The following is a 21,362-nucleotide window of genomic DNA, read 5'->3' as shown; positions in this document are numbered from 1 at the left end:
TCGAAACATGACGACGACAGCGACAAACGTACTAAAGAACTATATAGACGGTGAATGGGTAGATGCAAAAACGGATCAGTTTCAGCCTGTTCCAAACCCTGCGACGGGTGAAGAGATCGCTCAAGTTCCAATCTCAACGAAAGCCGACGTAGAGTGGGCCGTTCAGGTAGCGAAGGATGCCTACAAGTCGTGGAGTCAAGTTCCTGTTCCAAAACGAGCGCGTATTCTTTTTAAATACCAGCAACTTCTCGTCGATCACTGGGATGAGCTAGCGAAACTGATCACAGAAGAAAACGGGAAAAGCTATAAAGAAGCGTATGGAGAAGTTCAGCGAGGCATCGAGTGCGTTGAGTTCGCTGCTGGCGCGCCGAGTTTGATGATGGGAAAACAGCTTCCTGATATCGCGACGAACCTCGAATCGGGGATGTATCGCTACCCAGTCGGAGTAGTCGGTGGCATCACGCCGTTCAATTTCCCGATGATGGTGCCATGCTGGATGTTTCCACTTGCGATAGCGATGGGGAATACGTTCGTCTTAAAGCCTTCAGAACGCACGCCGCTGCTCGCGAACCGACTCGCGGAGCTTTTCAAAGATGCGGGGTTACCTGATGGTGTCTTGAACATCGTCCACGGTGCACATGATGTTGTGAACGGACTTCTTGAGCATAAAGACGTGCCTGCTATTTCCTTTGTAGGATCACAGCCGGTTGCGGAGTATGTGTATAAGACGGCATCTTCTCACGGTAAACGTGTCCAGGCACTCGCAGGTGCGAAAAACCATTCCATCGTGATGCCTGATGCGGATCTTGATAGCGCGGTAAAAGAAATCATCGCAGCGTCTTACGGCTCAGCAGGTGAGCGCTGCATGGCATGCTCTGTCGTTGTTGCAGTGGATGACGTAGCAGATCCACTCATTCAAAAGCTGAATGAAAAAGCGGACGAGATCAAGATCGGGAATGGACTTGAAGACGACGTGTTCCTCGGTCCAGTCATTCGACAAGAACATAAACAGAGAACGGAAAGCTACATCGAGCACGGTGAGAAGGAAGGCGCAACACTCGTGCGCGACGGTAGAAAAGATGAAGCATATCATGATGGCGGCTACTTCATCGGACCGACTATTTTCGATAACGTGACATCTTCTATGAAAATTTGGAAAGACGAAATCTTCGCGCCGGTGCTTTCAATCGTGCGAGTGAAGAGTCTTGAAGACGCGATCGCACTAACGAATGAATCAGACTTCGGCAACGGCGCATGTCTGTTTACTCAGAACGGTAGCAATGTTCGCACGTTCCGTGAGAAAATCGAAGTCGGCATGCTTGGTGTGAACATCGGCGTACCTGCACCGATGGCATTCTTCCCGTTCTCTGGATGGAAGAATTCCTTCTACGGAGATCTTCATGCGAACGGGTCTGACGGGGTAGAGTTTTATACAAGACGTAAAATGCTAACAGCTAGATGGTAAGGGTTTAAAAAAGAACGGTGTAGAGGAGCAAACGCTTCTCTACACTTTTTATCGGGATGGGGGAGACAGCAGATGGATTTTAATCTTAAAGAAGCGATCGGGATGCTTGAACGAACGCCAAAAACGTTGGAGAGCTTTCTTTCTGGATTATCAGAAGGATGGTTAACGTGCAATGAAGGAGAAGGCACGTGGAGCACGTCACAAGTGATCGATCATTTGATCGAGTGTGAGAAAACGAACTGGATTCCGAGGTTGCGGACGATTGTTGAAAGTGAAAATAAAGATTTTCCTCCTTTCGATCGTGATGCTCACTTAAGTAAGGCATCGGATAGCTCGATCGATCAAAAGCTCGCAGCGTTTAGACGACTTAGAGCACAAAACGTTCTGATCGTGATCGGCCTGATTAAATCTGACGCACAGTTTGAACTTACAGGAAACCATCCTGCATTCGGTGAAGTAAAGCTAAGAGAACTGCTTTCCACTTGGGTCGTACACGATTTAACGCATATCTCGCAAATCGTGCGCGTGATGGCAGAACGCTATCGTGAAGATGTTGGTCCTTGGGAAGCGTATTTAGGTGTGTTGAAGAAAGACCATCATTGAACAACGAGAGGATGAGAAGAAAATGCAATCCAATAAAGAAAAAGCAGTATCGTTACTAGAACACGTTGTGGCAGGCGAGGTCAGAGTCGCGTTCGACAAGTACATAGCAGAGGACTTTATCCACCATAATCCGTATTTTAAAGGTGATCGCGAATCATTGATGGCCGCGATGGAAGAGAATGAAGAAGCAGCGCCTGAAAAAGTGTTTGACGTGAAGCATGTGATCGAGGACGGAGACGTCGTTGCCGTTCATTCCCATATTAAACAGCATCCTGAAGACCTCGGTGCCGCTGTTGTTCATCTCTTCCGTTTTCAAGATGGTCTTGTCGTAGAAGCATGGGATATCGGTCAAGCAGTGCCAGAGGATTCTCCAAACGAAAATGGTGCTTTCTAGACCGTCAAAAAAAGGAGTGTTAAGCATGGATGCACAAACGGTCATGCATGAATTAGAAGCGCTTGGTAAGGAACGTACGAAGAAAATGTACATCTCAAGCGGTGCACACGAGCCTGTTTTCGGTGTGGCTACTGGGCAAATGAAACCGATCGCGAAGAAGATTAAGCAAGATCAAGAGCTTGCTGAGCAGCTTTATGCGACTGGGAACTACGATGCGATGTATTTTGCAGGAATTATCGCTGAACCAGAAGCGATGACGGAAGCAGATTTTGAGCGGTGGATCGACGATGCGTATTTTTATATGATTTCAGACTATGTTGTTGCCGTCACCTTAGCGGAAACAGAAATCGCGCAACAGGTTAGTGACAAATGGATCGCGAGTGGGGAAGACCTGAAGATGTCTGCCGGCTGGAGCTGCTACTGCTGGCTGCTTGGAAATCGGAAGGATGAGGAGTTCGATACCGAAAAGCTTTCAAAGATGCTCGATCAAGCCGCAGAATCTATTCATGACGCGCCAGAACGGACAAAGGCATCGATGAACAATTTTATTTCGACTGTAGGCATCTCCTACGTGCCACTCCACGACAAGGCGGTCGAGGTTGCGCAAGCAGTTGGACCGGTGGAGATGAAGCGTGACAAGAAGAAGAGCAGCATCTTGAATGCTTCTGAAACGATTCAAAAACAAGTCGACCGTGGGAAGATTGGGTTTAAGCGAAAGTACGTGAGGTGTTAATACAATACGCTACGAGGTGGGATACACATGGAAAAGCTCGATGCGGTGAAGATCAAGGGTGTAGAAGAAATCGGTGAAAAGAAGCTGGTCGGTTTTCGGGTTGTGTGCAAAGATATGGCTGGATATGCGAAAGACATTCCTGAAGCCTCACAATTACTCGTTCGTCGAAAAAATGAGATCAAGCATCTCGTTGAACCGGTGAAGCTCATCGGTGCCTTTAAGGCGGCGGAATCTACAGAAGATGATGGTTATTGGGTTTGTTTTGAAGTAGAGGAGCATGAAGACATTCCGGAAGACATGGTTTCGCTTACTGTTCCGAAAGAAAAACGTGCTGTTCTAACGTTTAAAGGGCATGCATCTGACATTTTTAAAGTTTATTCTCATTTACATGAATGGATCGATGAGAATGGTTATAAAAGGGTTCCGGAAAAATGGACGCTGGAACTGTATTCAAAATGGACGGAAGATGAGGATGTCGTAGAGCTCTGTGATCCGGTGCGCTAAAATTCGACAAAAGGGATCAGATGCGATAGGCGACCTGAAAATTTCATGAAGGATTTTACTAAAATTCAAAGCTAAAACTGGAGTGCTTACATCCAAGCGCTCCAGTTTTCACTTATTCTGAACGACTTTTTTCCTCTTTCTTTGGCTCCAATTTTTTAATGGAAACCTTTTCTATTTATGATACAATCAATGTGAAGTAATTCACATGATAGTTCTAGGTTATGGGGGAGGAAGATGAGGGTAAAGACTAAGGTATTATCAGCGTTATTTTCTACTTTACTTATAGGAACGGCATGGTTGATCCTTGGAACCTTTGATGAGGGGCGCATGCCCAGTATTGGTGATTTTGGATTTGTGATGATGGTTATGGTACTAACGGCGATAGGCAACTTCGTCTATGGTATCCCTGTCTCCTTTTTATCTGATTGGGTTTCAAACAAAGTCCCGTCGTTTCGCTTCATCATAGCGGCATTTATTCATTTGTCCATGGCAGTTGTTACATTTGTGGCAATCCAAGGGTTGTATTTATTTGCAGTTATAGCAGCCGTGTTTTTCTTCATAGCGGAAGAGTGGCAACATCGGAAGCTTCGAACTTTTCGAATGAAGATAGCAATAGGTAATGCTCTTGTATTACTCGCATTGCTATTTGGTATATGGGAGCTTCCGCAACTCGAAATAGCAGAAAAAACGCCAGTTTCTCAACTACACACAACAGAAAAAACAAACAGAACGTACGTGATTCCTGAAGGATACGAAGGGACGATCGTGGTTTTATACAATATGCCTGGTGAAGAAGAGCTTAAAAAAGAGAACGATCGAGACGTAGTTTCGTTACATATAGCAGAACAGGTCTACACGTATGTAGGAGATGTTGTTCAATATGCAGAGGCAAGAACATCATCTGTTAGAACGGAAGGGGAAGTAACCGATACTTACTATTATTCCGATGAAAAAGGTGAGCGAACAGCTATTGATGAAGAATGCATTTATCGTGGAATAGCGGGGGATGTTGGTCCATATGAAGAGAATGCAGAATATGAAATTTTACAAGTGACGCAAACTTACTGTGGATTTGATTTCATGAGATATGGTAGTGAAGTTTATGAACGGCAGGAAGAAAAGATTATGAGTGAGTTGTTTACGGAAGAGGAGTAAGACACCGATACATATTCCAATTTTAACCTTAAACTTAAAGAAGGTTGAAGCAATACATAAAAGGATGCTTGCGTTCCCTAAAGCCATTAAAGAAGACTAAATGGAATTGTCTATGGTTTAATAGGAGAATCTAAACTCAGCACACCTTTGATTGTGGAAGGAGAGAACGAAATGGAATCAACAATTTGGCTAGAGTATGGGTGGGCATTATTAATCCTGATCGGATTAGAAGGGCTGCTATCTGCAGACAATGCGCTCGTACTAGCTGTAATCGCCAAGCACTTACCAGAAGATGAGAAGAAAAAGGCGATCAATTATGGAATCATCATGGCGTTTGTATTTCGATTTGGTGCACTCTTTGCGATCTCATTTATCGCAAACGTATGGCAGATACAAGCAATCGGTGCCGCTTATCTTCTTTACTTAGGGTTAAAACATATTATCAAGGCACGTATTAAGCATGAACCGCCTTCTAAGGAAGAAGAAGAGAAAGCAGCTGGAAAAGGCTTTTGGCCGACAGTTGGGAAGATTGCACTCGCTGACCTCGCTTTCGCAATCGATTCGATCCTAGCTGCGGTTGCGATCGCACTCGGTCTACCAGATTCTCCTCTAGGCGACTTTGGTGGAATGGACGGTGGACAGTTTACCGTTGTCTTGATCGGCGGTATCGCAGGACTAATCCTCATTAAGTTTGCTGCAACGTGGTTCGTAAAGCTTCTTACAAAACGTCCTGCACTTGAAACAACAGCCTATGCGATCGTTGCATGGGTGGGTGTCAAACTTGCGATCATTACTCTTGCACACAAAGATATTGGGGTCATCGATCATCACTTCCCACATAGTCTACTTTGGACGCTGATTTTCTATGGAGTATTAGTCGCGATCGCACTGATCGGGTGGTTTTCACCTACAAAAGAGTCAGCTCAGGAAGAGTCCACATAACTGTATAGTGCGTTTGATTGAGCTAAGGTTTTCTCGTGAAGAGGAGAAACCTTGGCTCTTTTTTTATGGAGAAATGGTATTGGAATTGTCTGTTTATTTAGAGAGGAACATGGCATATAAGGGGTAGCATCAAAACAACAATACAAAACTAATTTAAAGATAAGACAAATAACAAGTAAAGGGTTATGTGAAGGAGTAATAATAGTCTAAGTCACGGTGTTGAAGCTTATATATAGAGTATTGTTTTTTAAAAAAGGGGGGAGCTAATTGAACAACTACTATGCACCATCAGAAGCGGAAGGTTATTTTGTAATGGCACTAGTTATCGGGATTGGGTTATTTGTGTTCTGTGCAATCGTTTGGCAGATATTTTGTGGGATTGGTCTTATGAGAATGGCTGAGAGATTGGGAATAAAGAATGGATGGTTTGCTTTTGTTCCAATATTGAATCACTACACGATGGGAGAAGTAGTATCAGAAAAGCTTAAAAATAATGGTGGAACGATTTTGATTGTTATGCTCTTAAGCGCTGCTCTTCTAGGGTGGATACCGATTTTAGGCATCTTTGTAATCATTGCTTATCTGGTGGTTTATTATATTTCACTTTATTGGATCTACGAAAAATTTTCAAACCAATCGTTAATCATGCTTATCCTCTCCATAATATTTCCTGTAATTACACCTTTCTTTATATTCGCAATAAGGAAAAATGAAATAAAAAATATTACCAGTACGTATGTTACAAACGAAGTTTGACGGAGAATAATGAAGAATATCAAATGGAGTTGCGAAAGCTCCGCAGTCAGCTCGTGACTGCGGAGCTTTTTTTATTCCTAACCCTCCACACTCTTCTTCAAATAACTCTCAAACAATAAATCGATCAGCAGCATGAGCGTCGACCTTGCCGTGATATCATACCCAGCGAACTTCACTTTCCCAACGGTCATGCTGAGGTTCGTGTTGACCATGCTGCCGAGCGTAGAGTCCGATGAGTTCGTGATGGCGGCAGTGTCTGCGACCAAGTACGAAAGCTTTTCAGCTGCGTGGATGAGCGTTTTTGTTTCGCCGCTTGTCGAGATGAAAAATACGAGGTCGTCTGCCTTCACCATGTTCGGAAGAAGGTCGATCATGTGCGATTCGTATGTATAGTGCGTCTGCTTGTTCGTCTGCATGAGCAGCTTACTGAAGTATTCGGCCATCATTTTTGACAAACCTACCCCGACGACGATGACGCGATTCGCTTGATGGATTCGCTCGCTCAGACGGTCGAGCTCATGAAGCTGAATCGTTTCAAACGCTTGAACGAAGCCCTTTTTGTAGCTTTCGATCGGGTTTTCTTCAAGCTCTCCGCTCTCTTCATCCGCGCTTTTCAATTTATATTTCAGTTCAGAAAATCCTTCTAATCCTAGCTTATGTGACATCCTGACGACGGTCGTAGTGCTCACGTTGTTCACTTTAGCGATTTCCGTTAGTGAGAGATTCTTCGCCTCTGTTAAATGCTGATCGATGTAATAGAGCACCTGCTTTTCTGTCGGCGTTAAGTTCGCAAGGCTATTACCAAAATGATCAATGATCTTGCCCATGTGATTGCTCCTTTTTTCGATATATGCTCGTTTCAGTATAGCATGCTGACGCGTCAGTCTGTACAATTGTACAGACAATGTACAGAAACACCCGTTGTTTTCATGATAAAACAATAATATAAGAACTTGTAAGTGTTTTCATATCGGAATAGATAGGAGTGACGAGATGCAACTAAGACAGATGACGAATCAAAATTTAATCTTGTTCGACGTTGAAGCAGAGAGTAAAGAACAAGTGATCAAACAGCTTATTTCAAATTTAGTAAAGGAAGGCTATGTTGAATCGGAACAGCCATTTTTGGAAGCGGTTTTAAAGCGTGAAGAGCTATCACCGACCGGAATGGAGAGAGGGCTTGCGATCCCACATGGAAAATCATCCGCGGTGAAAAAAGCAACATTCGCCGTAGCGCGACTGAAGACGCCGCTTGAAGATTGGGAGAGCATCGATCCTACGAACAAGGTACAACTCGTATTTTTGATAGCGATTCCAGAAAGTGAAGCGGGTTCCACACACCTAGAAGTATTGTCCACATTGAGTACGAACTTAATGCGCGATGGCTATATGGAAGGGTTGATGGCGACAAATAGCGCAGAGGAATTTCTATCTCGACTAGATATTGAAGAGAAAGAAGAAGTTAGTGAAGAAAAAGAATACACGAAAACGGTCGTTGCTATCACAGCATGTGCGACAGGCATCGCCCATACGTACATGGCAGCAGAAGCACTTGAAAAAGCGGGGCGAGAACTCGGTATCAATGTACTCGTTGAAAAGCAAGGTGCAAACGGAATTGAAGATGAGCTTACAGCACCCGTGATCGAAAAAGCTGACGCGGTCATCTTCGCAACAGATATTGCACCAAAGCAGAAAGAGCGATTTAAAGGAAAGAACTACGTTCAAACGCGCGTTGCTGAACCGTTGAAGCATAGTAAGGACATGCTTCAAAGAGCACTATCGAAACCGGACGGTGTTGTCGAAACGAACGGGGAAGAGGAAGAATCTAAGTCCACTGGATCAAACGGTGGCGGATTCCTAAAAGACGCGGTACAAGCGGTTATGACAGGGATCTCTTACATGATTCCGGTCATCGTAGCAGCTGGTCTTATGATGGGGATCGCAAAGCTTGGCGCGATGCCATTTGGTCTTGTGAATGAAATTCATGAAGCGAAATATGCAACACACTCAAATGAACTATTCGTGATCCTGCACCACCTCGATAAGTTTGGCGTCTTGATCTTTAAGTTCATGTACCCGATCTTTGCAGCATTCGTCGCGTACTCACTCGCTGACCGCGTTGGGTTAGTGGCAGGCTTTATCGGAGGCGCATTCGCAGGCGGCCTTCACCATACGTTCTGGGGAATCGAAGGCATTCCATCAGGATTCTTAGGAGCTCTTATCCTCGGTCTAGCAGCAGGATACATCTCCCGTTTCTTAAATCAAAAGATTCAGCTCAGTAAGAACTTCCAGGCGATGAAACCGATGTTCCTCATCCCTGCAATCAGTGTTCTATCGATCTTCTTTTTAAACTTTTATGTAATCGATCCCGTATTTGGAGGACTGAACGTTGTTCTTCGTAACTGGATCGAATCCGCTCAAGGAACAGGGGACGTTGTGCTAGCGTCGATCATCGCTTCTGCAACAGCATTTGACCTTGGCGGACCGATCAACAAAGCAGCCGGTGCGATTGCGATCGGACTCGCGGCAGATCAAGTATATCCGTTAACAGCACGTGTTCTCGCGATCGTTATCCCGCCAATCGGACTTGGACTTGCAACGGTTATCGATAAATACGTTGTCGGTCGCCGCGTATTTGAAGCAGACCTTCGTGTTGCAGGAAACACGGCATTACTTCTTGGATTTATCGCGATCAGTGAAGGGGCGATTCCATTCATGCTTCGTAACCCGCTCATCACGATCCCGATCAACATCATCGGTGCGATCGTAGGTGCGAGTACGGCGGTTCTACTAGGTGCCGTTCAGTGGCTCCCGCTCCCAGCATTCTGGGGCTGGCCGCTCGTCGATAATCTATGGGCATATTTATTAGGCCTGATCGTTGGTGCATCGTTCATCGCATTCGCGAACATCTTCATCCGTTTTGCAATGATCAAAAAACGAGAGCTTCAAGCAAACTAAATCACATAGAGGGCGCATCTTGAAAAAGAGTGCCCTTTTTCTTTTAAAAGGTACTGGAGGGAAACAGATTGAAACAGAAAAAAGTATACGTCGTACCGCACTCCCACTGGGACCGTGAGTGGTATTTCACAATAGAAGATTCGAACCTTTTACTCGTTGAAAATATGGATCGCTTGATGGACGTGATGGAAAACGACCCGGATTACACGGGCTACGTGTTCGACGCCCAGTCTTCCATCATCGATGAATATTTACGCATTCGACCAGAGGAAAAAGAGCGCCTTAGCACGTTGATCAAAGAAAAGCGCATCTACGTAGGACCATGGTACACACAGGCAGATTCGCTCCTCGTAAACAAAGAGTCGCTCATTCGCAATCTGCTTTACGGAACGCGAATCGCAGAAAAAATGGGTCACAGCATGAACATCGGCTACCTCCCAGACATTTTCGGGCAAAACACGTATTTGCCATCCCTATTTAGAGAGTTCGGGATCGACTACAGCATCCTACAGCGTGGCATCTACACAGATCAGCTGAACGGGGACCTGAACTTTCACTGGACGTCTCCGGACGGTGCGAGCATCAAAACGAACAACATGTACTTCGGCTATGGACCTGGGAAGTTTCTTTCTTCAGACGATGACTATATGGAAGAGCGTTTGCTACCGATCTTAGATAAAATTTCAGCGCTGAATAAAAGCACGGATAACCTCTTGCTTCCTTCAGGCGGTGATCAGGTGCTCGTTCGTGAGCATTTCCCTGAGACCGTGAAGGCACTGAACGAGAAAGACGACAAGCATGAATACGTGCTGTCAGACTTTGAAACGTTCATGGAAGAAACGTTTAAGGTTGGAGATTTTACAAACGAAATACAGGGCGAACTCATCGCAACTCAGAAGTCACGGATTCATAACACGATCCGCTCACAGCGCTATGACATCAAGAAGCTGAACGACATCGCTGAGAAGAAGATCATCAACGAACTCGAGCCGCTCGGAAGCATCGCGAGTACGCTCGGCTTCAAGTATCCGAAAGCATGGCTCGATGAGATGTGGAAGATGCTGTTCGACGTTCACGCGCACGACAGCATCGGAGGCTGTAACTCTGATGATACGAATCAGGAGATCGTAAACCGACTAACAAAAGTCATCCGCATGGCCGACGGTTGCTTGAACCTACTGAAAAAGCAGATGACTGAAGCGGTGAGCCGTAAGCTCGGGAAAGACTCCGTACTCGTTTTGTTCCACCTGCTGCCGAGTCCGTTTGAAGGCTCACAGAAGGCGGTTCTTTTCACAAGAGAGAAGGAGCTTTCAGTGAAGACGATGAATGGGGAAAACGTTCCGTTCGATACGCTGAATCAAGAGTATATTAGCGGTGGAAAGACGATCGTCGTGACGGCTGAGGGTGAAAAGCAGGTGGAAGCACCTGGCTACTACAGAAGTGAAGTGCTCCTTCATGAACTTGAGCTGCCCGCGATGGGGTATCAGACGTATGAAGTGGTTGAAGGTGAAGGAGTTACCGCGAGCGTAGAAACTGGGAAAGAAATTGAGAACGAGGCGTTTTCGATCAGCGAGGAAAACGGTTCGCTTCTGCTTCACATCAAAGCGAACGATGTGACGATTCCGAACTTCCTGCGCTTTGAAGACGTTGCGGACGCAGGTGATTCATATGACTTCTCCCCGTTAGATGGCGACGAGCCGATCTTCACTTCTGAAGTGGATCGAGTTTCTGTTACGAAGCACGCTCGCGTAGAAGTGATGGATGTTCAGCATTCGCTAATGGTACCAGCTGATCTTGAAGAGCGAAAAGCTGGCATCACGACAAAAGAGCTCGTGATTCGCTCAACGTTTGAGCTTCACCAAAACGAAGCGTTCATTCGAGTGAACCATCACATCGACAACGACGTGAAAGACCACAGAGTAAGCGTGCTGCTAAAAACGTCGCTTGAAAAACCGGAGAACTCCTTCGGTGATCAAGGGTTCAGCTTGATTCAGCGCCCGACGGTTAACCCATACATGGCGAACTGGAGAGAGCAGAAGTTTGCGGAAGCACCTGTCCCGATCTATCCGCTCGAAAACCTTGCTGGTGCAACGAATGGAGAAATTACGTCTGCCGTCGTGACAAAAGGGATCAAAGAGTATCAGCTTTTAAAAGAAACGGGAGAACTCGCGCTAACCCTATTCAGAAGCGTTGGCCTGCTTGGAAGAGACGACCTCGCATGGCGTCCTGGTCGCGCATCAGGGATCAACAACAAAGTCGTGTATACACCTGACGCCGAGATGCAGGGCGAGATGACGTTCGAATACGCGCTTCATTTTGCAGAAGGATTCGATGAATCTTCACTATTCCGTCTCGTTGATCAGTACAACGACCACGGTGTGAGCTATCAGAAGCAAAACCTGAACACATTTGAAGAGCGATTGGATCGCTTTGAAATTCCGTATCCGGTCGATGCGCTGCCAACAGAATTCAGCTTGCTCAACGCTTCGAACGAGAATGTTTTCTTTAGCTCGATAAAACAAGCGTACGATGATCAAAATCTTATTCTTCGCCTGTTTAACCCGACTAACGAAGAACAACGTGTTGCGCTAACGAGTGATTCGATCGAGTCGATCATGCAAACGAAGCTCGATGAAAAGGATGGAAACGTGATCAAAGGTGACGTAACAGTAGCGCCGAAAGGGTATGTGACGCTTAACGTAAAGGTGGATGTGCGATGAAGTTTAAAGAGAAGGTCGAGAGTTTACTCCAAACCATTTATGGTGCGGAGTATGCTCCGTCATACAAAGAAGAAATCGTGAACATGGTCGAGGAATGGAAGAAGAAGGATTGGAAGGACATTTCTCCATTAACAGAGAAGAACGTGTACCTCATTACGTATGGAGACGCGATTCGTCAGGGTGATGAGCCTACGCTTCAGACGCTCAATACGTTTATAAACGAATATGCAAAAAATGAGATCACGGACGTTCATCTGCTGCCGATGTTTCCGTATACGTCTGACGATGGGTTTTCGGTTGTGGATTACCGTGAGATTCATCCGGATCTAGGCGACTGGTCTGATGTCGAGCGTCTTTCAGAGAACTACCGTCTTATGTTTGATTTCGTGACGAACCACATGTCGAAATCAAGCAAGTGGTTTCAGGGGTACTTGAACGATGATCCGACGTATGCGAACTATTTTATCCGTGAAGAAGAAGGTTTCGATGCGTCGAACGTTGTTCGTCCGCGTACGTCGCCACTTTTCCATCAGTACGAAAATGGTAAAACAGCATGGACAACGTTCAGTGAAGATCAGGTCGACATCAACTTCAGGCATTTCCCAGCGTTACTTGAGATGACGACGATACTGCTAGAGTATGCGTATCGCGGCGGGACGAGCATCCGCTTAGATGCGATCGGATTTATGTGGAAGGAATCCGGCACAACGTCGATTCACCTGCCGCAGACGCATGCGATCATTCAGCTGTGGCGTGAACTGTTAGAAGAGCTTGAGCTCAACACGATTCTCATCACGGAGACGAACGTTCCGCACAAAGAGAACATCAGCTATTTCGGTAACGGAGAAAACGAAGCGCATATGGTGTATCAGTTCTCGCTGCCGCCACTCGTGCTCCACACGTTCACAACACATAACACGCGTACGCTCACGGACTGGGCGAAAACGATCGAGAAAGTGTCTGATCAAGCAACGTACTTCAATTTTCTTGCGAGTCACGACGGCATCGGCATGCGTCCGACGGAGGGGATCTTAGAAGAAGAAGAGCGGGTTGCGCTTGCGGATAAAGTGCTAGCGAACGGTGGACGGGTTTCGTATAAAAGTAACCCTGACGGCACAGAGTCACCATATGAACTGAACATCAATTACATGGATGCGCTCATCAATCCTGACGAAACTGATGAAGATACGCAGATTCAAAAAATGCTTGCTGCGCACTCGATTCTCTTTTCAGTGATGGGTGTCCCAGCGGTTTACTATCATTCTCTGCTAGGTTCTGAGAATGATGATGAGGGACTGGAGTCTTCTGGGATCAACCGACGGATCAATCGTGAAAAGTTTCAGTATGATGCACTTGTTGAAGAGTTAGAGTCGTCAAAGAGGCGTCATGATGTTTTCAATGGTATGAAAAACTTGATTCGTCTTCGCCAGAATGAATCAGCATTTTCTCCTTTTGCAGAACAAGAAATCATCGACGTGGACGAAAAGGTATTTTCATTGATTCGTAGAATTGAAGGTGATGAGGTTCTGTTCGTTGTGAACGCAGCGAATGAGGAGGTTTCGGTCGAACTTCCGTATGGCGGGCATGACGTGATTAGTCAGAAAAACGTTGAGAAGTCTATCACACTATCTCCTTATCAATACATGTGGATTAAATCGTAAAGGGTGATGAAATGAACATCGTCATCGCACCAGATTCATTTAAAGAGAGTTTAACAGCGAAAGAAGTGTGCGACGCTGTACAAAAGGGGTTTCTGAAGGTGTATTCTGAAGCCTCCTTTACGCATCTTCCTGTCGGGGACGGCGGTGAAGGAACGGTTCAATCGGTCGTCGACGCGACAGAGGGTAAGATCGTTACGCAAGAAGTCACAGGTCCACTTGGAAAAAAGGTAGAAGCCTTCTACGGAATAACGGGTGACGGGAAGACAGCGATCATCGAGATGGCAGCTGCTTCTGGGCTTCATCTCGTTCCAAGAGGTGAGCGGAACCCACTCGTGACGACGACGTTTGGAACCGGTGAACTGATTCTAGGCGCACTGAATCACGGTGTCGAACGGATTGTGCTCGGTCTCGGAGGTTCCGCAACGAACGATGGTGGCGCAGGCATGGCACAGGCTCTCGGTGTTAGGTTGCTAGATTCAATAGGTGAAGAAATGCCTTTTGGGGGCAAAGCATTAGCGAAACTTCATTCCATCGATGCGACTAAACTCGATAGCCGCTTGAAAGAAGTTTCAATCGAAGCTGCGTGTGATGTGACGAACCCATTGACTGGGGAGAGCGGTGCTTCTGCTGTATTCGGGCCGCAAAAAGGAGCTACACAAGAGATGGTTAGCGAACTAGATGCGTGTCTCGCCCATTATGCAAAAGTGATTCAGAGAGACTTAGGGAAATCCGTTAGTGACAAGGAAGGTGCTGGAGCGGCCGGAGGACTTGGTGCTGGCATCCTCGCTTTTCTTGACGGAGAATTACGTAGCGGAATTGACCTAGTGCTCGATGTCATTGGATTTGAAAACCGCATCACTGGTGCTGACCTTTTAATAACAGGAGAGGGACGCATCGATTCACAGACGATTCACGGAAAAGCGCCGGTCGGTGTTGCAAAACGAGCGAAGGCGCTTCATAACCTACCAGTTATTGCGATTGCAGGAAGTATTGGAGAGGGTTATGAAGCGGTCTTTGATCACGGAATCGATGCCGCGTTTAGCGTGGTGAATGGTGTGGTGACGCTTGATGAGGCGCTTCGGAATGGAGCTCTGAATGTGGAGAGGACTGCGGAGAATGTTGCGCGAGTGTTAAAGGTTAATAGAAAGTGATTATAAGAAGATAAATTGAGGGAAGAGCAGGCACTGGGGTATCTAGTGAGTGACCCGCTTGTTCACCTTTCAAGAATCAGGCAGCCAAAAAAGGCTGCCTGATTTTTTTGTTTTTACAGAAGAAACCTCAGTAAAACAGCGCTTCTACAACTACTAAGACAACTCCAAAACAATTTTTTACAAATCACCGATTGACTCTTCTAGAATACCAGTGTACTATGTAACTAATACACCAACACATTAAGGGGAGTTGTGAAATGATGAATTGGAGCGGGCTGTTTCGAAAGGAATTTCGTGTGACGAGAACGTTTTTATTTGCCGTGATTGCGTTTGACATAGTGATGATGATTGGGATCTTTGTGGCATCAGAAAGATGGGAAGTGCCCTATCTGACCGCAATAGTTGGAGGCGTACTCGCTTTTATGCACATGTTCTTCCTGCCCATTTACTTATTGATTAGTTTGAACAGTGAAGGACGGAAGCTGCATCTCTGGCTTCATAATCCACAGTCTGGATCGCGTCTTATTGGCGCAAAAGTGCTGAATGGATTACTCGCACTGTTGATTTCACTCGTTGTTGTCAGTGTTCTCGCTCTAATAGCGTTTAACCTTGAGACAGCTGACATTGTGCTTCCGGTCGACAACGTTTGGCTGCTAGGAGCTTACGTTTTAGCCGTCATTTTGGCAGGTGCCCTCACGATGGGGATTTGGGTTACTTTTTATTGGACGGCGTATCAAGTGTTGAAAACGTATATCGGGCGCTGGGCGCTGCTTGTTGTTCTTGTGCTCATCGGTTTGATCAGCTGGTTTGGAGGATGGTTTAGCGGAACGCGTGCTGGAGAAGTATTGATGGACTGGGGTTACGTTCAATTTCCGTCTCCATTGAGTATGGAGGTGACGCAGGAAGCGTTTGAAATATCCACGTCTACGGTTCCATTTCCAATTGGAAACGTGATTTTCGATACAATCCTCTTAGTCGTTATTTTCTTCGTAACAAGTTGGTTACTTGATCGAAAAGTGGAGGTGTAAGGAATGGGAGAAGAGTTTAATCCCTCAAAGCCGATTTACTTGCAGCTCGTGGATCGGATCAGCTGGGAAATCATTAAAGGCGAACGAAAAGCCGGTGAAAAGCTTCCTTCTGTAAGGGAAATGGCGATTCAATCGGGTGTGAATCCAAATACAGTGTCACGCACTTACAATGAACTGGAGAGGATGGAGATCGTGGAGACAAAACGAGGGCAGGGAACGTTTGTGACCGAGGAAAAAGGAAGACTTAGCGAACTTCGAGAAGAGCTGAAGCTCAACCACATCCAGAATTTTATTGAAGAAATGAAGCAGATGGGATTTTCATCAGAAGATATGATAGATGGCATCAGAACGTACGTCACGAATGAAAAGGAGAATAACGCATGATTACTTTTGAGAATGTATCGAAACGGTATTTAACAAAACGTGCCCTGTCAGATGTGAATGTAACGATACCAGAAGGAAAGCTCATTGGTCTCGTTGGATCGAACGGCAGTGGGAAATCGACTTTTATGAAGATGATCGCAGGTCTTGTTGGACCTACTGAAGGAAACGTAACGATCGACGAAGTGCCTGTCACGAGGCGTACAGCGGATAAAGTTGCTTACCTCTCAGAGTTAGATGAATATTACTCCTTTTATTCTGTGAAAGAAACGATCTCCTTTTTTGCAAGTCAGTTCGCTGATTTTGATACAGAAAAGGCGTACGAGATCCTTGATTTTATGGAAGTTGATCGCGAACAGAAGGTAAAGCATCTCTCGAAAGGGAACCGCGGAAGAGTAAAGATCGCCCTCACGCTTGCACGAGATGTTCCGATCATTCTGATGGATGAGCCGCTATCCGGACTTGACCCGATGGTAAGAGATTCAATTGTAAAAGGGTTGCTTTCTTTTATTGATTTAGAAAAACAAACCGTCATCATCACGACGCATGAAGTGGCGGAGATTGAGCCGTTGCTCGAGATGGTCATCGCGATTCGAAATGGGAAAGTCCTCGCGCTTGAAGACGTTGAAACCATTCGCGAGCGCGATCGCATGAGAATCGTCGATTGGCTTAAGAAACAGTATCAGGAGGAAGTGTGAGCATGGCGGTAGAACCAGTCGTTCAAATACGTGACGTATCAAAGGTGATCGGAAAGAAAACGATCATCGATCAGCTGACGTTCGATGTTTACCCTGGCGAAGTGTTTGGGTTTCTAGGACCGAACGGGGCAGGGAAGACAACGACGATCCGTATGATGGTCGGTCTGATGAAGATGACGGAAGGTGAGATCCTCATCGACGGCAGCAGCATTACAACGGAGTATGAAGATGCCATCGTAAAAGTTGGAGCGATCGTTGAAAATCCTGAAATGTACAAATTTCTAACGGGATACCAAAACCTCGTGCACTATGCGCGAATGATGAAGGGGATCTCGAAGGAACGAATCCAAGAAGTCGTTAAGCTTGTAGGACTCGAAGGGCGTATTCATGAGAAAGTAAAAGGCTATTCACTCGGCATGAGGCAGCGTCTTGGTCTTGCGCAGGCGCTTCTCCATCGCCCGAAGCTCCTCATTCTCGACGAGCCGACGAATGGCCTCGATCCAGCGGGTATTCGTGAGATCAGACAATATCTCCGAACGCTTGCACGAGAGGAAAACGTGGCTGTGGTGGTCTCGAGTCACTTACTCTCTGAAATCGAGCTCATGTGCGATCGCATCGGCATTATTCAAGCTGGGAAAATGGTCGATGTGCAGCGCGTGAACGACTTCGTTCAGAAGGACCAAACCGTGATGGTGTCGTTTGAAGTAGACCCAGTGAACCATGCCGTTCACGCCATCAAAGCGAACTTTCCTGATGCGGAGGTCGAGCAACGCGATCGAACGGTGATGGTGAAATTGGAGCATGAGCTCATTCCAGACGTAACATCGGCGTTAGTTGAAAAAGGGATTCGCATCTATGGCATACAATCGTCTGTGAAAACATTAGAGGATGTTTTCCTTGAAGTGACAGGAGGTGAGCAAGTTGTCTAGTATGATTCACTTGATTCAAAATGAAAATATGAAAATCTATCGAAGAGTAGGGACATGGGTGATGCTCGGGCTAATCGTGGTAGCCGTTCTTCTCGCAGCGATCTTTACGAACCTTCAAGAAGCGGATACGACTGATTGGCGAGCGAACTCAGAAGCAGCCATTCAGCAGTCGGAAGAATCGTTAAAGAATTCAGAAGGCATGCCAAAAGCAATTAAAGACATGGAGAAGCGAAGCATCGCGATAAATGAATATCGTCTCGCAAACGACATTCCACCATTAGAAAGAAAATCGATCTGGAGTTTAATGGATGACTCGACCGGTATGGTCAGTTTGATTTCCATCTTCACGATCATCATCGGTGCAGGGATCATTGCGAGTGAATATTCATGGGGGACGATTAAGCTTCTCTTGATCAGACCCGCCACACGTACGAAGATACTTGCTTCGAAATTCATCGCAACGCTGTTGTTCGCGCTATTATCTCTCGTGATCTTATACATTTCTTCCTTTATTATCGGCGGGATCTTCCTCGGCTTTGATGCAGTCGATCAACCGTACTTAACGTATAACGGTGGAGAAGTCTCCGAAACAAGCATGGCTGTTCATTTTATGATCGAGTACGCCCTGGCGAGTGTAAACTTGCTGATGATGGTGACGTTCGCATTCATGCTATCGAGTATCTTCCGCAGCTCATCTCTTGCGATCGGATTAGCGATCTTCCTCATGTTTACCGGAAGTCAGATCACATTCCTTCTTAGTCAGTATGACTGGGTGAAATACATTCTGTTCGCAAATACGGATCTGAGCGTCTATTTCGACGGCGCGCCAATCATTGAAAGCATGACGCTAGGATTCTCGTTAGTAACACTGCTTGTCTATTTAATCGTGTTTTTATCATTGTCATGGCTGCTGTTCACGAGACGGGATGTAGCTGCATAGGAAAGAATCCGGTCAGGTAAATGCTTAAAGGGTTCCGTTATGAGGCAAGATATCATGGTAGGAAATTCCAGAACTTTCGCCGTTCAAAATAGCATATAAAAAAGAAGCAAAACTCGCCCCAATGGCGAGTTTTCTTTGGTATAAATTAACCGGTCTTATTGAGCTATAGCATTCTTAAGTTGAAGAAGATTGGTAACCTTAATTCAGTCTTTCGGTTTTCCATGCTAAACAGCATTTTTGAACTGTGCATTAATATTCTGAGCTATCTAAGCTATTTCCACATTCGTTGCATTTAATTGATACTATGATTTCATCAGCATTTATAATGTCTTCATCATTAGCAACCTCTATATCCCCAGATCTTTTAGAAAAACGATATTCTAATTCTCTAATACACCCACAGTTTAAGCATTTAATGCTAAACATAGGTTCTTCTTTCTTAGCATCTAAAAGCTCTGTTGCAACTGCCTTTAAAATCGGTATAACAAATCGTTTCATCACTTCACCCCTATGTCGCATTTTGATTCAACTAAAATGGTCAGTGTATTCAATTCTTAAAAAGTTAGTTGTTTTAACACCACATTTTAATCGTATAATACTTATTGTCCATTATAAATTATATTATTAATTTCTATGTCAAAAAGAATGAAGAAAGTTAAGTGTGCCGATTTATACGTCAGGTTTAATATCAATTATCAATAAAGCATCCAAAAGCTGAAGCTTTTAGAGATAGTGATCGGCTTTATAAAATGGTCACAACATATATTCTAACTGAATATCCAGCGGTTCACGGTTGTAAATCTCTTCGTTCATTTCTTCCGCGAGCACACACCCCATACTGAAATAGAAGCGCTGCGTTTCGATCGACGGGTGTGCGCCTATGTACAATTTCTCAGCACCTAGCTGCTTTGCGACGTTGGTAACGACGTTGAAAAGCTTCCTGCCAATACCATTCCCGCGATGTTCTGAAGAGACGTGAATGTAGGATAGCTCCCGGTAGGAGTAACGTTCTCCGAATACTTCCGGTTCGATGACGGCAAATCCGACAACGGTCGTATCCATATTCGCAATGATCACTGCGCCACCGCCTTCAGTCACTTCTCGAAAGTGCTGGACGATTTCTCGCTTACGGGTTAGGGACCATTCGTCTTTAAAGTGATCTTCTTTTTCGACGAGACTTCCTTTCTCGTTCGCGAGCACGCGCGTTGTTTCTTGGTTTCTATTAAACGTGTCTAGCATAGAAGGGTATAGATCAGACGGGGTGATTTGCTTGATTGTGAGCATCGTTTCACTCCTCTAGAGAAAATAAGGATGAGGTCCCAAGGGGCCTCATCCTTTGTTTTGGGACATTTTTGTTTTTTGATAATGCTTCTTCGCCTTCGTTCGGTTTCCGCAAACCTCCATGGAACACCATTTTCGCTTTCCTTTTTGATTCACGAAAAAAGCGAGGCATTCGTCATTTTCGCACGCCTTAACTTTTGTTAATGTCCCGCTTTCCTGAAGCTCCAGCATTGAAAGCGCGATGATCGAGAGAAGTCCGTTCGTACCACCTTGTGAAGGGAGTGGAGTTAGGCTTCCGTCTTCTATGATAAAGGAAAGCGGTGCTGTTTCCGTCATCGTGCTCAGCACGCCGATCACGTTTTCATCTTCCTCAGCAAAGTACGCGCGACACTGATCACGAAAGTTTCTAAGATCGTTCATATGGAGAGGACCTTCATTGATCCGCTCTACCTGTCTAGTTGTTAGTAATCCCTTTTCCCTCATCAACTCGATCCATTCCAATCCATCCGCTTCCGTTGCTAACAGATCTGTCGGACTATTTTCATGCATCTTTATCGTGTTCATCAAGTTGATGAAGAGGTGATCTGAGAAATGTGGAAAATTCGTTTGTGGATTCATTGTGAGACACACCTTTTGCGTTATCTTTGACAACGATTATAACATAATGTATTATCCTAACCACTAAATAAATTTTTAGTAGTTAGATTTTAAATAGAGGAGAGATAACATGGCAGTACAACAAGTAACAGACCATAACTTTGAAGCAGAAACAAAAGAAGGACTCGTTTTAGCAGATCTAGGTGCACCTTGGTGTGGCCCTTGTAAAATGATCGCACCCGTTCTCGATGAACTTGATGAAGAAGAAAAAGACCTAAAAGTCGTCCAGCTCGACGTCGATTCAAACCCTGAAACAGCACGCAAGTACGACGTAATGAGTATCCCGACGCTACTATTCTTTAAAGACGGCGAACTCGTTGATAACGCAGTTGGCTTCCGTACGAAAGAAGAACTAGCATCGATCGCGAAGAAACACGGCTAAACGATAAAGAAAGTAGCGCCTCTT

22 protein-coding genes are annotated in these 21,362 nt (G+C 45.4%); 18 read left to right on the top strand and 4 right to left on the bottom strand.

The annotated features are described in order from the left end of the window. Window positions 1-7: 7 nt before the first annotated feature. The 8 genes from ACXAEY_RS15890 (at window position 8) to ACXAEY_RS15855 (ending at window position 6,552) form a co-directional block, all read left to right on the top strand. Window positions 8-1,465, top strand: coding sequence for a CoA-acylating methylmalonate-semialdehyde dehydrogenase (locus tag ACXAEY_RS15890; RefSeq protein WP_474813265.1), 1,458 nt, complete (start codon window positions 8-10; stop codon window positions 1,463-1,465). A 72-nt stretch (window positions 1,466-1,537) separates the two neighbouring features. Then, entirely contained in the window at window positions 1,538-2,068 is a 531-nt protein-coding gene (locus ACXAEY_RS15885; RefSeq protein ID WP_474813263.1) for a DinB family protein, read from the top strand. Between the two features lie 22 nt (window positions 2,069-2,090). Beyond that, window positions 2,091-2,462 carry a nuclear transport factor 2 family protein gene (locus ACXAEY_RS15880; RefSeq protein ID WP_474813261.1) on the top strand — a complete coding sequence of 124 codons (372 nt, stop codon included), beginning with the start codon at window positions 2,091-2,093 and terminating at the stop codon, window positions 2,460-2,462. Window positions 2,463-2,487: 25 nt separating this feature from the next. Further along, on the top strand, window positions 2,488-3,195 hold the full coding sequence (locus tag ACXAEY_RS15875; RefSeq protein WP_474813259.1) for a DNA alkylation repair protein: 708 nt from the start codon (window positions 2,488-2,490) through the stop codon (window positions 3,193-3,195). A 27-nt stretch (window positions 3,196-3,222) separates the two neighbouring features. After that, window positions 3,223-3,699, top strand: a complete 477-nt coding sequence (locus tag ACXAEY_RS15870; protein WP_474813257.1) for a GyrI-like domain-containing protein — start codon at window positions 3,223-3,225, stop codon at window positions 3,697-3,699. A 234-nt stretch (window positions 3,700-3,933) separates the two neighbouring features. Then, the gene (locus ACXAEY_RS15865) at window positions 3,934-4,854 is read left to right on the top strand and encodes a DUF6843 domain-containing protein (RefSeq protein WP_474813255.1); all 921 of its coding nucleotides are present in this window, start codon (window positions 3,934-3,936) and stop codon (window positions 4,852-4,854) included. A gap of 171 nt (window positions 4,855-5,025) precedes the next feature. Beyond that, complete coding sequence (locus tag ACXAEY_RS15860) at window positions 5,026-5,796, top strand: TerC family protein (RefSeq protein ID WP_474813253.1); 771 nt, start codon at window positions 5,026-5,028, stop codon at window positions 5,794-5,796. Between the two features lie 267 nt (window positions 5,797-6,063). After that, window positions 6,064-6,552 (top strand): hypothetical protein, encoded by a 489-nt coding sequence (locus ACXAEY_RS15855; RefSeq protein ID WP_474813252.1) that lies wholly within the window; start codon window positions 6,064-6,066, stop codon window positions 6,550-6,552. A gap of 77 nt (window positions 6,553-6,629) precedes the next feature. On the opposite strand, the gene ACXAEY_RS15850 is transcribed toward ACXAEY_RS15855, so the two are convergent. Next, the gene (locus ACXAEY_RS15850; protein ID WP_474813250.1) at window positions 6,630-7,379 is read right to left on the bottom strand and encodes a MurR/RpiR family transcriptional regulator; all 750 of its coding nucleotides are present in this window, start codon (window positions 7,377-7,379) and stop codon (window positions 6,630-6,632) included. A 166-nt stretch (window positions 7,380-7,545) separates the two neighbouring features. Between ACXAEY_RS15850 and ACXAEY_RS15845 the strand changes: the two genes are divergently transcribed. The 9 genes from ACXAEY_RS15845 to ACXAEY_RS15805 all read left to right on the top strand — a co-directional run bounded on the left by ACXAEY_RS15845 (window position 7,546) and on the right by ACXAEY_RS15805 (window position 19,018). After that, a complete protein-coding gene (locus ACXAEY_RS15845) occupies window positions 7,546-9,510 on the top strand; it encodes a fructose-specific PTS transporter subunit EIIC (protein WP_474813248.1) in 1,965 nt (654 codons plus the stop codon). Between the two features lie 68 nt (window positions 9,511-9,578). Beyond that, the gene (locus ACXAEY_RS15840) at window positions 9,579-12,230 is read left to right on the top strand and encodes a glycoside hydrolase family 38 N-terminal domain-containing protein (protein ID WP_474813246.1); all 2,652 of its coding nucleotides are present in this window, start codon (window positions 9,579-9,581) and stop codon (window positions 12,228-12,230) included. Further along, window positions 12,227-13,891 carry an alpha-amylase family glycosyl hydrolase gene (locus ACXAEY_RS15835; protein ID WP_474813244.1) on the top strand — a complete coding sequence of 555 codons (1,665 nt, stop codon included), beginning with the start codon at window positions 12,227-12,229 and terminating at the stop codon, window positions 13,889-13,891. Before ACXAEY_RS15840 ends, ACXAEY_RS15835 begins: the two co-directional genes overlap by 4 nt. An 11-nt stretch (window positions 13,892-13,902) precedes the next feature. Further along, a complete protein-coding gene (locus ACXAEY_RS15830) occupies window positions 13,903-15,042 on the top strand; it encodes a glycerate kinase (protein WP_474813242.1) in 1,140 nt (379 codons plus the stop codon). 257 nt (window positions 15,043-15,299) lie between these two features. Next, window positions 15,300-16,070, top strand: a complete 771-nt coding sequence (locus ACXAEY_RS15825) for a hypothetical protein (protein ID WP_474813240.1) — start codon at window positions 15,300-15,302, stop codon at window positions 16,068-16,070. A gap of 3 nt (window positions 16,071-16,073) precedes the next feature. Beyond that, on the top strand, window positions 16,074-16,454 hold the full coding sequence (locus ACXAEY_RS15820) for a GntR family transcriptional regulator (RefSeq protein WP_474813239.1): 381 nt from the start codon (window positions 16,074-16,076) through the stop codon (window positions 16,452-16,454). Continuing rightward, the gene (locus ACXAEY_RS15815; protein WP_474813237.1) at window positions 16,451-17,149 is read left to right on the top strand and encodes an ABC transporter ATP-binding protein; all 699 of its coding nucleotides are present in this window, start codon (window positions 16,451-16,453) and stop codon (window positions 17,147-17,149) included. The genes ACXAEY_RS15820 and ACXAEY_RS15815 overlap by 4 nt, the downstream gene beginning before the upstream one ends. A gap of 2 nt (window positions 17,150-17,151) precedes the next feature. Then, on the top strand, window positions 17,152-18,078 hold the full coding sequence (locus ACXAEY_RS15810; RefSeq protein WP_474813235.1) for an ABC transporter ATP-binding protein: 927 nt from the start codon (window positions 17,152-17,154) through the stop codon (window positions 18,076-18,078). Between the two features lies 1 nt (window position 18,079). Then, a complete protein-coding gene (locus tag ACXAEY_RS15805) occupies window positions 18,080-19,018 on the top strand; it encodes an ABC transporter permease (RefSeq protein WP_474814856.1) in 939 nt (312 codons plus the stop codon). A gap of 249 nt (window positions 19,019-19,267) precedes the next feature. Here ACXAEY_RS15805 and ACXAEY_RS15800 read toward each other — a convergent pair whose 3' ends face one another. The 3 genes from ACXAEY_RS15800 to ACXAEY_RS15790 form a co-directional block, all read right to left on the bottom strand. Further along, window positions 19,268-19,516 (bottom strand): hypothetical protein, encoded by a 249-nt coding sequence (locus ACXAEY_RS15800; RefSeq protein WP_474813233.1) that lies wholly within the window; start codon window positions 19,514-19,516, stop codon window positions 19,268-19,270. Window positions 19,517-19,771: 255 nt separating this feature from the next. After that, window positions 19,772-20,302, bottom strand: coding sequence for a GNAT family N-acetyltransferase (locus ACXAEY_RS15795; RefSeq protein ID WP_474813231.1), 531 nt, complete (start codon window positions 20,300-20,302; stop codon window positions 19,772-19,774). 45 nt (window positions 20,303-20,347) lie between these two features. Further along, the gene (locus tag ACXAEY_RS15790; protein WP_474813229.1) at window positions 20,348-20,917 is read right to left on the bottom strand and encodes a CGNR zinc finger domain-containing protein; all 570 of its coding nucleotides are present in this window, start codon (window positions 20,915-20,917) and stop codon (window positions 20,348-20,350) included. 109 nt (window positions 20,918-21,026) lie between these two features. Here ACXAEY_RS15790 and trxA point away from each other — a divergent pair, with 109 nt between their 5' ends. After that, the gene (gene trxA, locus ACXAEY_RS15785) at window positions 21,027-21,338 is read left to right on the top strand and encodes a thioredoxin (RefSeq protein ID WP_474813227.1); all 312 of its coding nucleotides are present in this window, start codon (window positions 21,027-21,029) and stop codon (window positions 21,336-21,338) included. The last annotated feature ends 24 nt before the right edge of the window (window positions 21,339-21,362 follow it).

This window comes from Anaerobacillus sp. ABA4_114 (assembly GCF_056159065.1).
Note: the sequence above shows the minus strand (reverse complement) of the source record. Positions and strands in the feature narration are given on the sequence as shown.

What these genes read in the sequence shown, in the direction of transcription:
- ACXAEY_RS15890 (WP_474813265.1), top strand. Translation starts at nt 8, where the DNA reads ATGACGACGACAGCGACAAACGTACTAAAGAACTATATAGACGGTGAA.
- ACXAEY_RS15885 (WP_474813263.1), top strand. Translation starts at nt 1,538, where the DNA reads ATGGATTTTAATCTTAAAGAAGCGATCGGGATGCTTGAACGAACGCCA.
- ACXAEY_RS15880 (WP_474813261.1), top strand. Translation starts at nt 2,091, where the DNA reads ATGCAATCCAATAAAGAAAAAGCAGTATCGTTACTAGAACACGTTGTG.
- ACXAEY_RS15875 (WP_474813259.1), top strand. Translation starts at nt 2,488, where the DNA reads ATGGATGCACAAACGGTCATGCATGAATTAGAAGCGCTTGGTAAGGAA.
- ACXAEY_RS15870 (WP_474813257.1), top strand. Translation starts at nt 3,223, where the DNA reads ATGGAAAAGCTCGATGCGGTGAAGATCAAGGGTGTAGAAGAAATCGGT.
- ACXAEY_RS15865 (WP_474813255.1), top strand. Translation starts at nt 3,934, where the DNA reads ATGAGGGTAAAGACTAAGGTATTATCAGCGTTATTTTCTACTTTACTT.
- ACXAEY_RS15860 (WP_474813253.1), top strand. Translation starts at nt 5,026, where the DNA reads ATGGAATCAACAATTTGGCTAGAGTATGGGTGGGCATTATTAATCCTG.
- ACXAEY_RS15850 (WP_474813250.1), bottom strand. Translation starts at nt 7,379, where the DNA reads ATGGGCAAGATCATTGATCATTTTGGTAATAGCCTTGCGAACTTAACG.
- ACXAEY_RS15845 (WP_474813248.1), top strand. Translation starts at nt 7,546, where the DNA reads ATGCAACTAAGACAGATGACGAATCAAAATTTAATCTTGTTCGACGTT.
- ACXAEY_RS15835 (WP_474813244.1), top strand. Translation starts at nt 12,227, where the DNA reads ATGAAGTTTAAAGAGAAGGTCGAGAGTTTACTCCAAACCATTTATGGT.
- ACXAEY_RS15830 (WP_474813242.1), top strand. Translation starts at nt 13,903, where the DNA reads ATGAACATCGTCATCGCACCAGATTCATTTAAAGAGAGTTTAACAGCG.
- ACXAEY_RS15825 (WP_474813240.1), top strand. Translation starts at nt 15,300, where the DNA reads ATGATGAATTGGAGCGGGCTGTTTCGAAAGGAATTTCGTGTGACGAGA.
- ACXAEY_RS15820 (WP_474813239.1), top strand. Translation starts at nt 16,074, where the DNA reads ATGGGAGAAGAGTTTAATCCCTCAAAGCCGATTTACTTGCAGCTCGTG.
- ACXAEY_RS15815 (WP_474813237.1), top strand. Translation starts at nt 16,451, where the DNA reads ATGATTACTTTTGAGAATGTATCGAAACGGTATTTAACAAAACGTGCC.
- ACXAEY_RS15810 (WP_474813235.1), top strand. Translation starts at nt 17,152, where the DNA reads ATGGCGGTAGAACCAGTCGTTCAAATACGTGACGTATCAAAGGTGATC.
- ACXAEY_RS15805 (WP_474814856.1), top strand. Translation starts at nt 18,080, where the DNA reads ATGATTCACTTGATTCAAAATGAAAATATGAAAATCTATCGAAGAGTA.
- ACXAEY_RS15800 (WP_474813233.1), bottom strand. Translation starts at nt 19,516, where the DNA reads ATGAAACGATTTGTTATACCGATTTTAAAGGCAGTTGCAACAGAGCTT.
- ACXAEY_RS15795 (WP_474813231.1), bottom strand. Translation starts at nt 20,302, where the DNA reads ATGCTCACAATCAAGCAAATCACCCCGTCTGATCTATACCCTTCTATG.
- ACXAEY_RS15790 (WP_474813229.1), bottom strand. Translation starts at nt 20,917, where the DNA reads ATGAATCCACAAACGAATTTTCCACATTTCTCAGATCACCTCTTCATC.
- trxA (WP_474813227.1), top strand. Translation starts at nt 21,027, where the DNA reads ATGGCAGTACAACAAGTAACAGACCATAACTTTGAAGCAGAAACAAAA.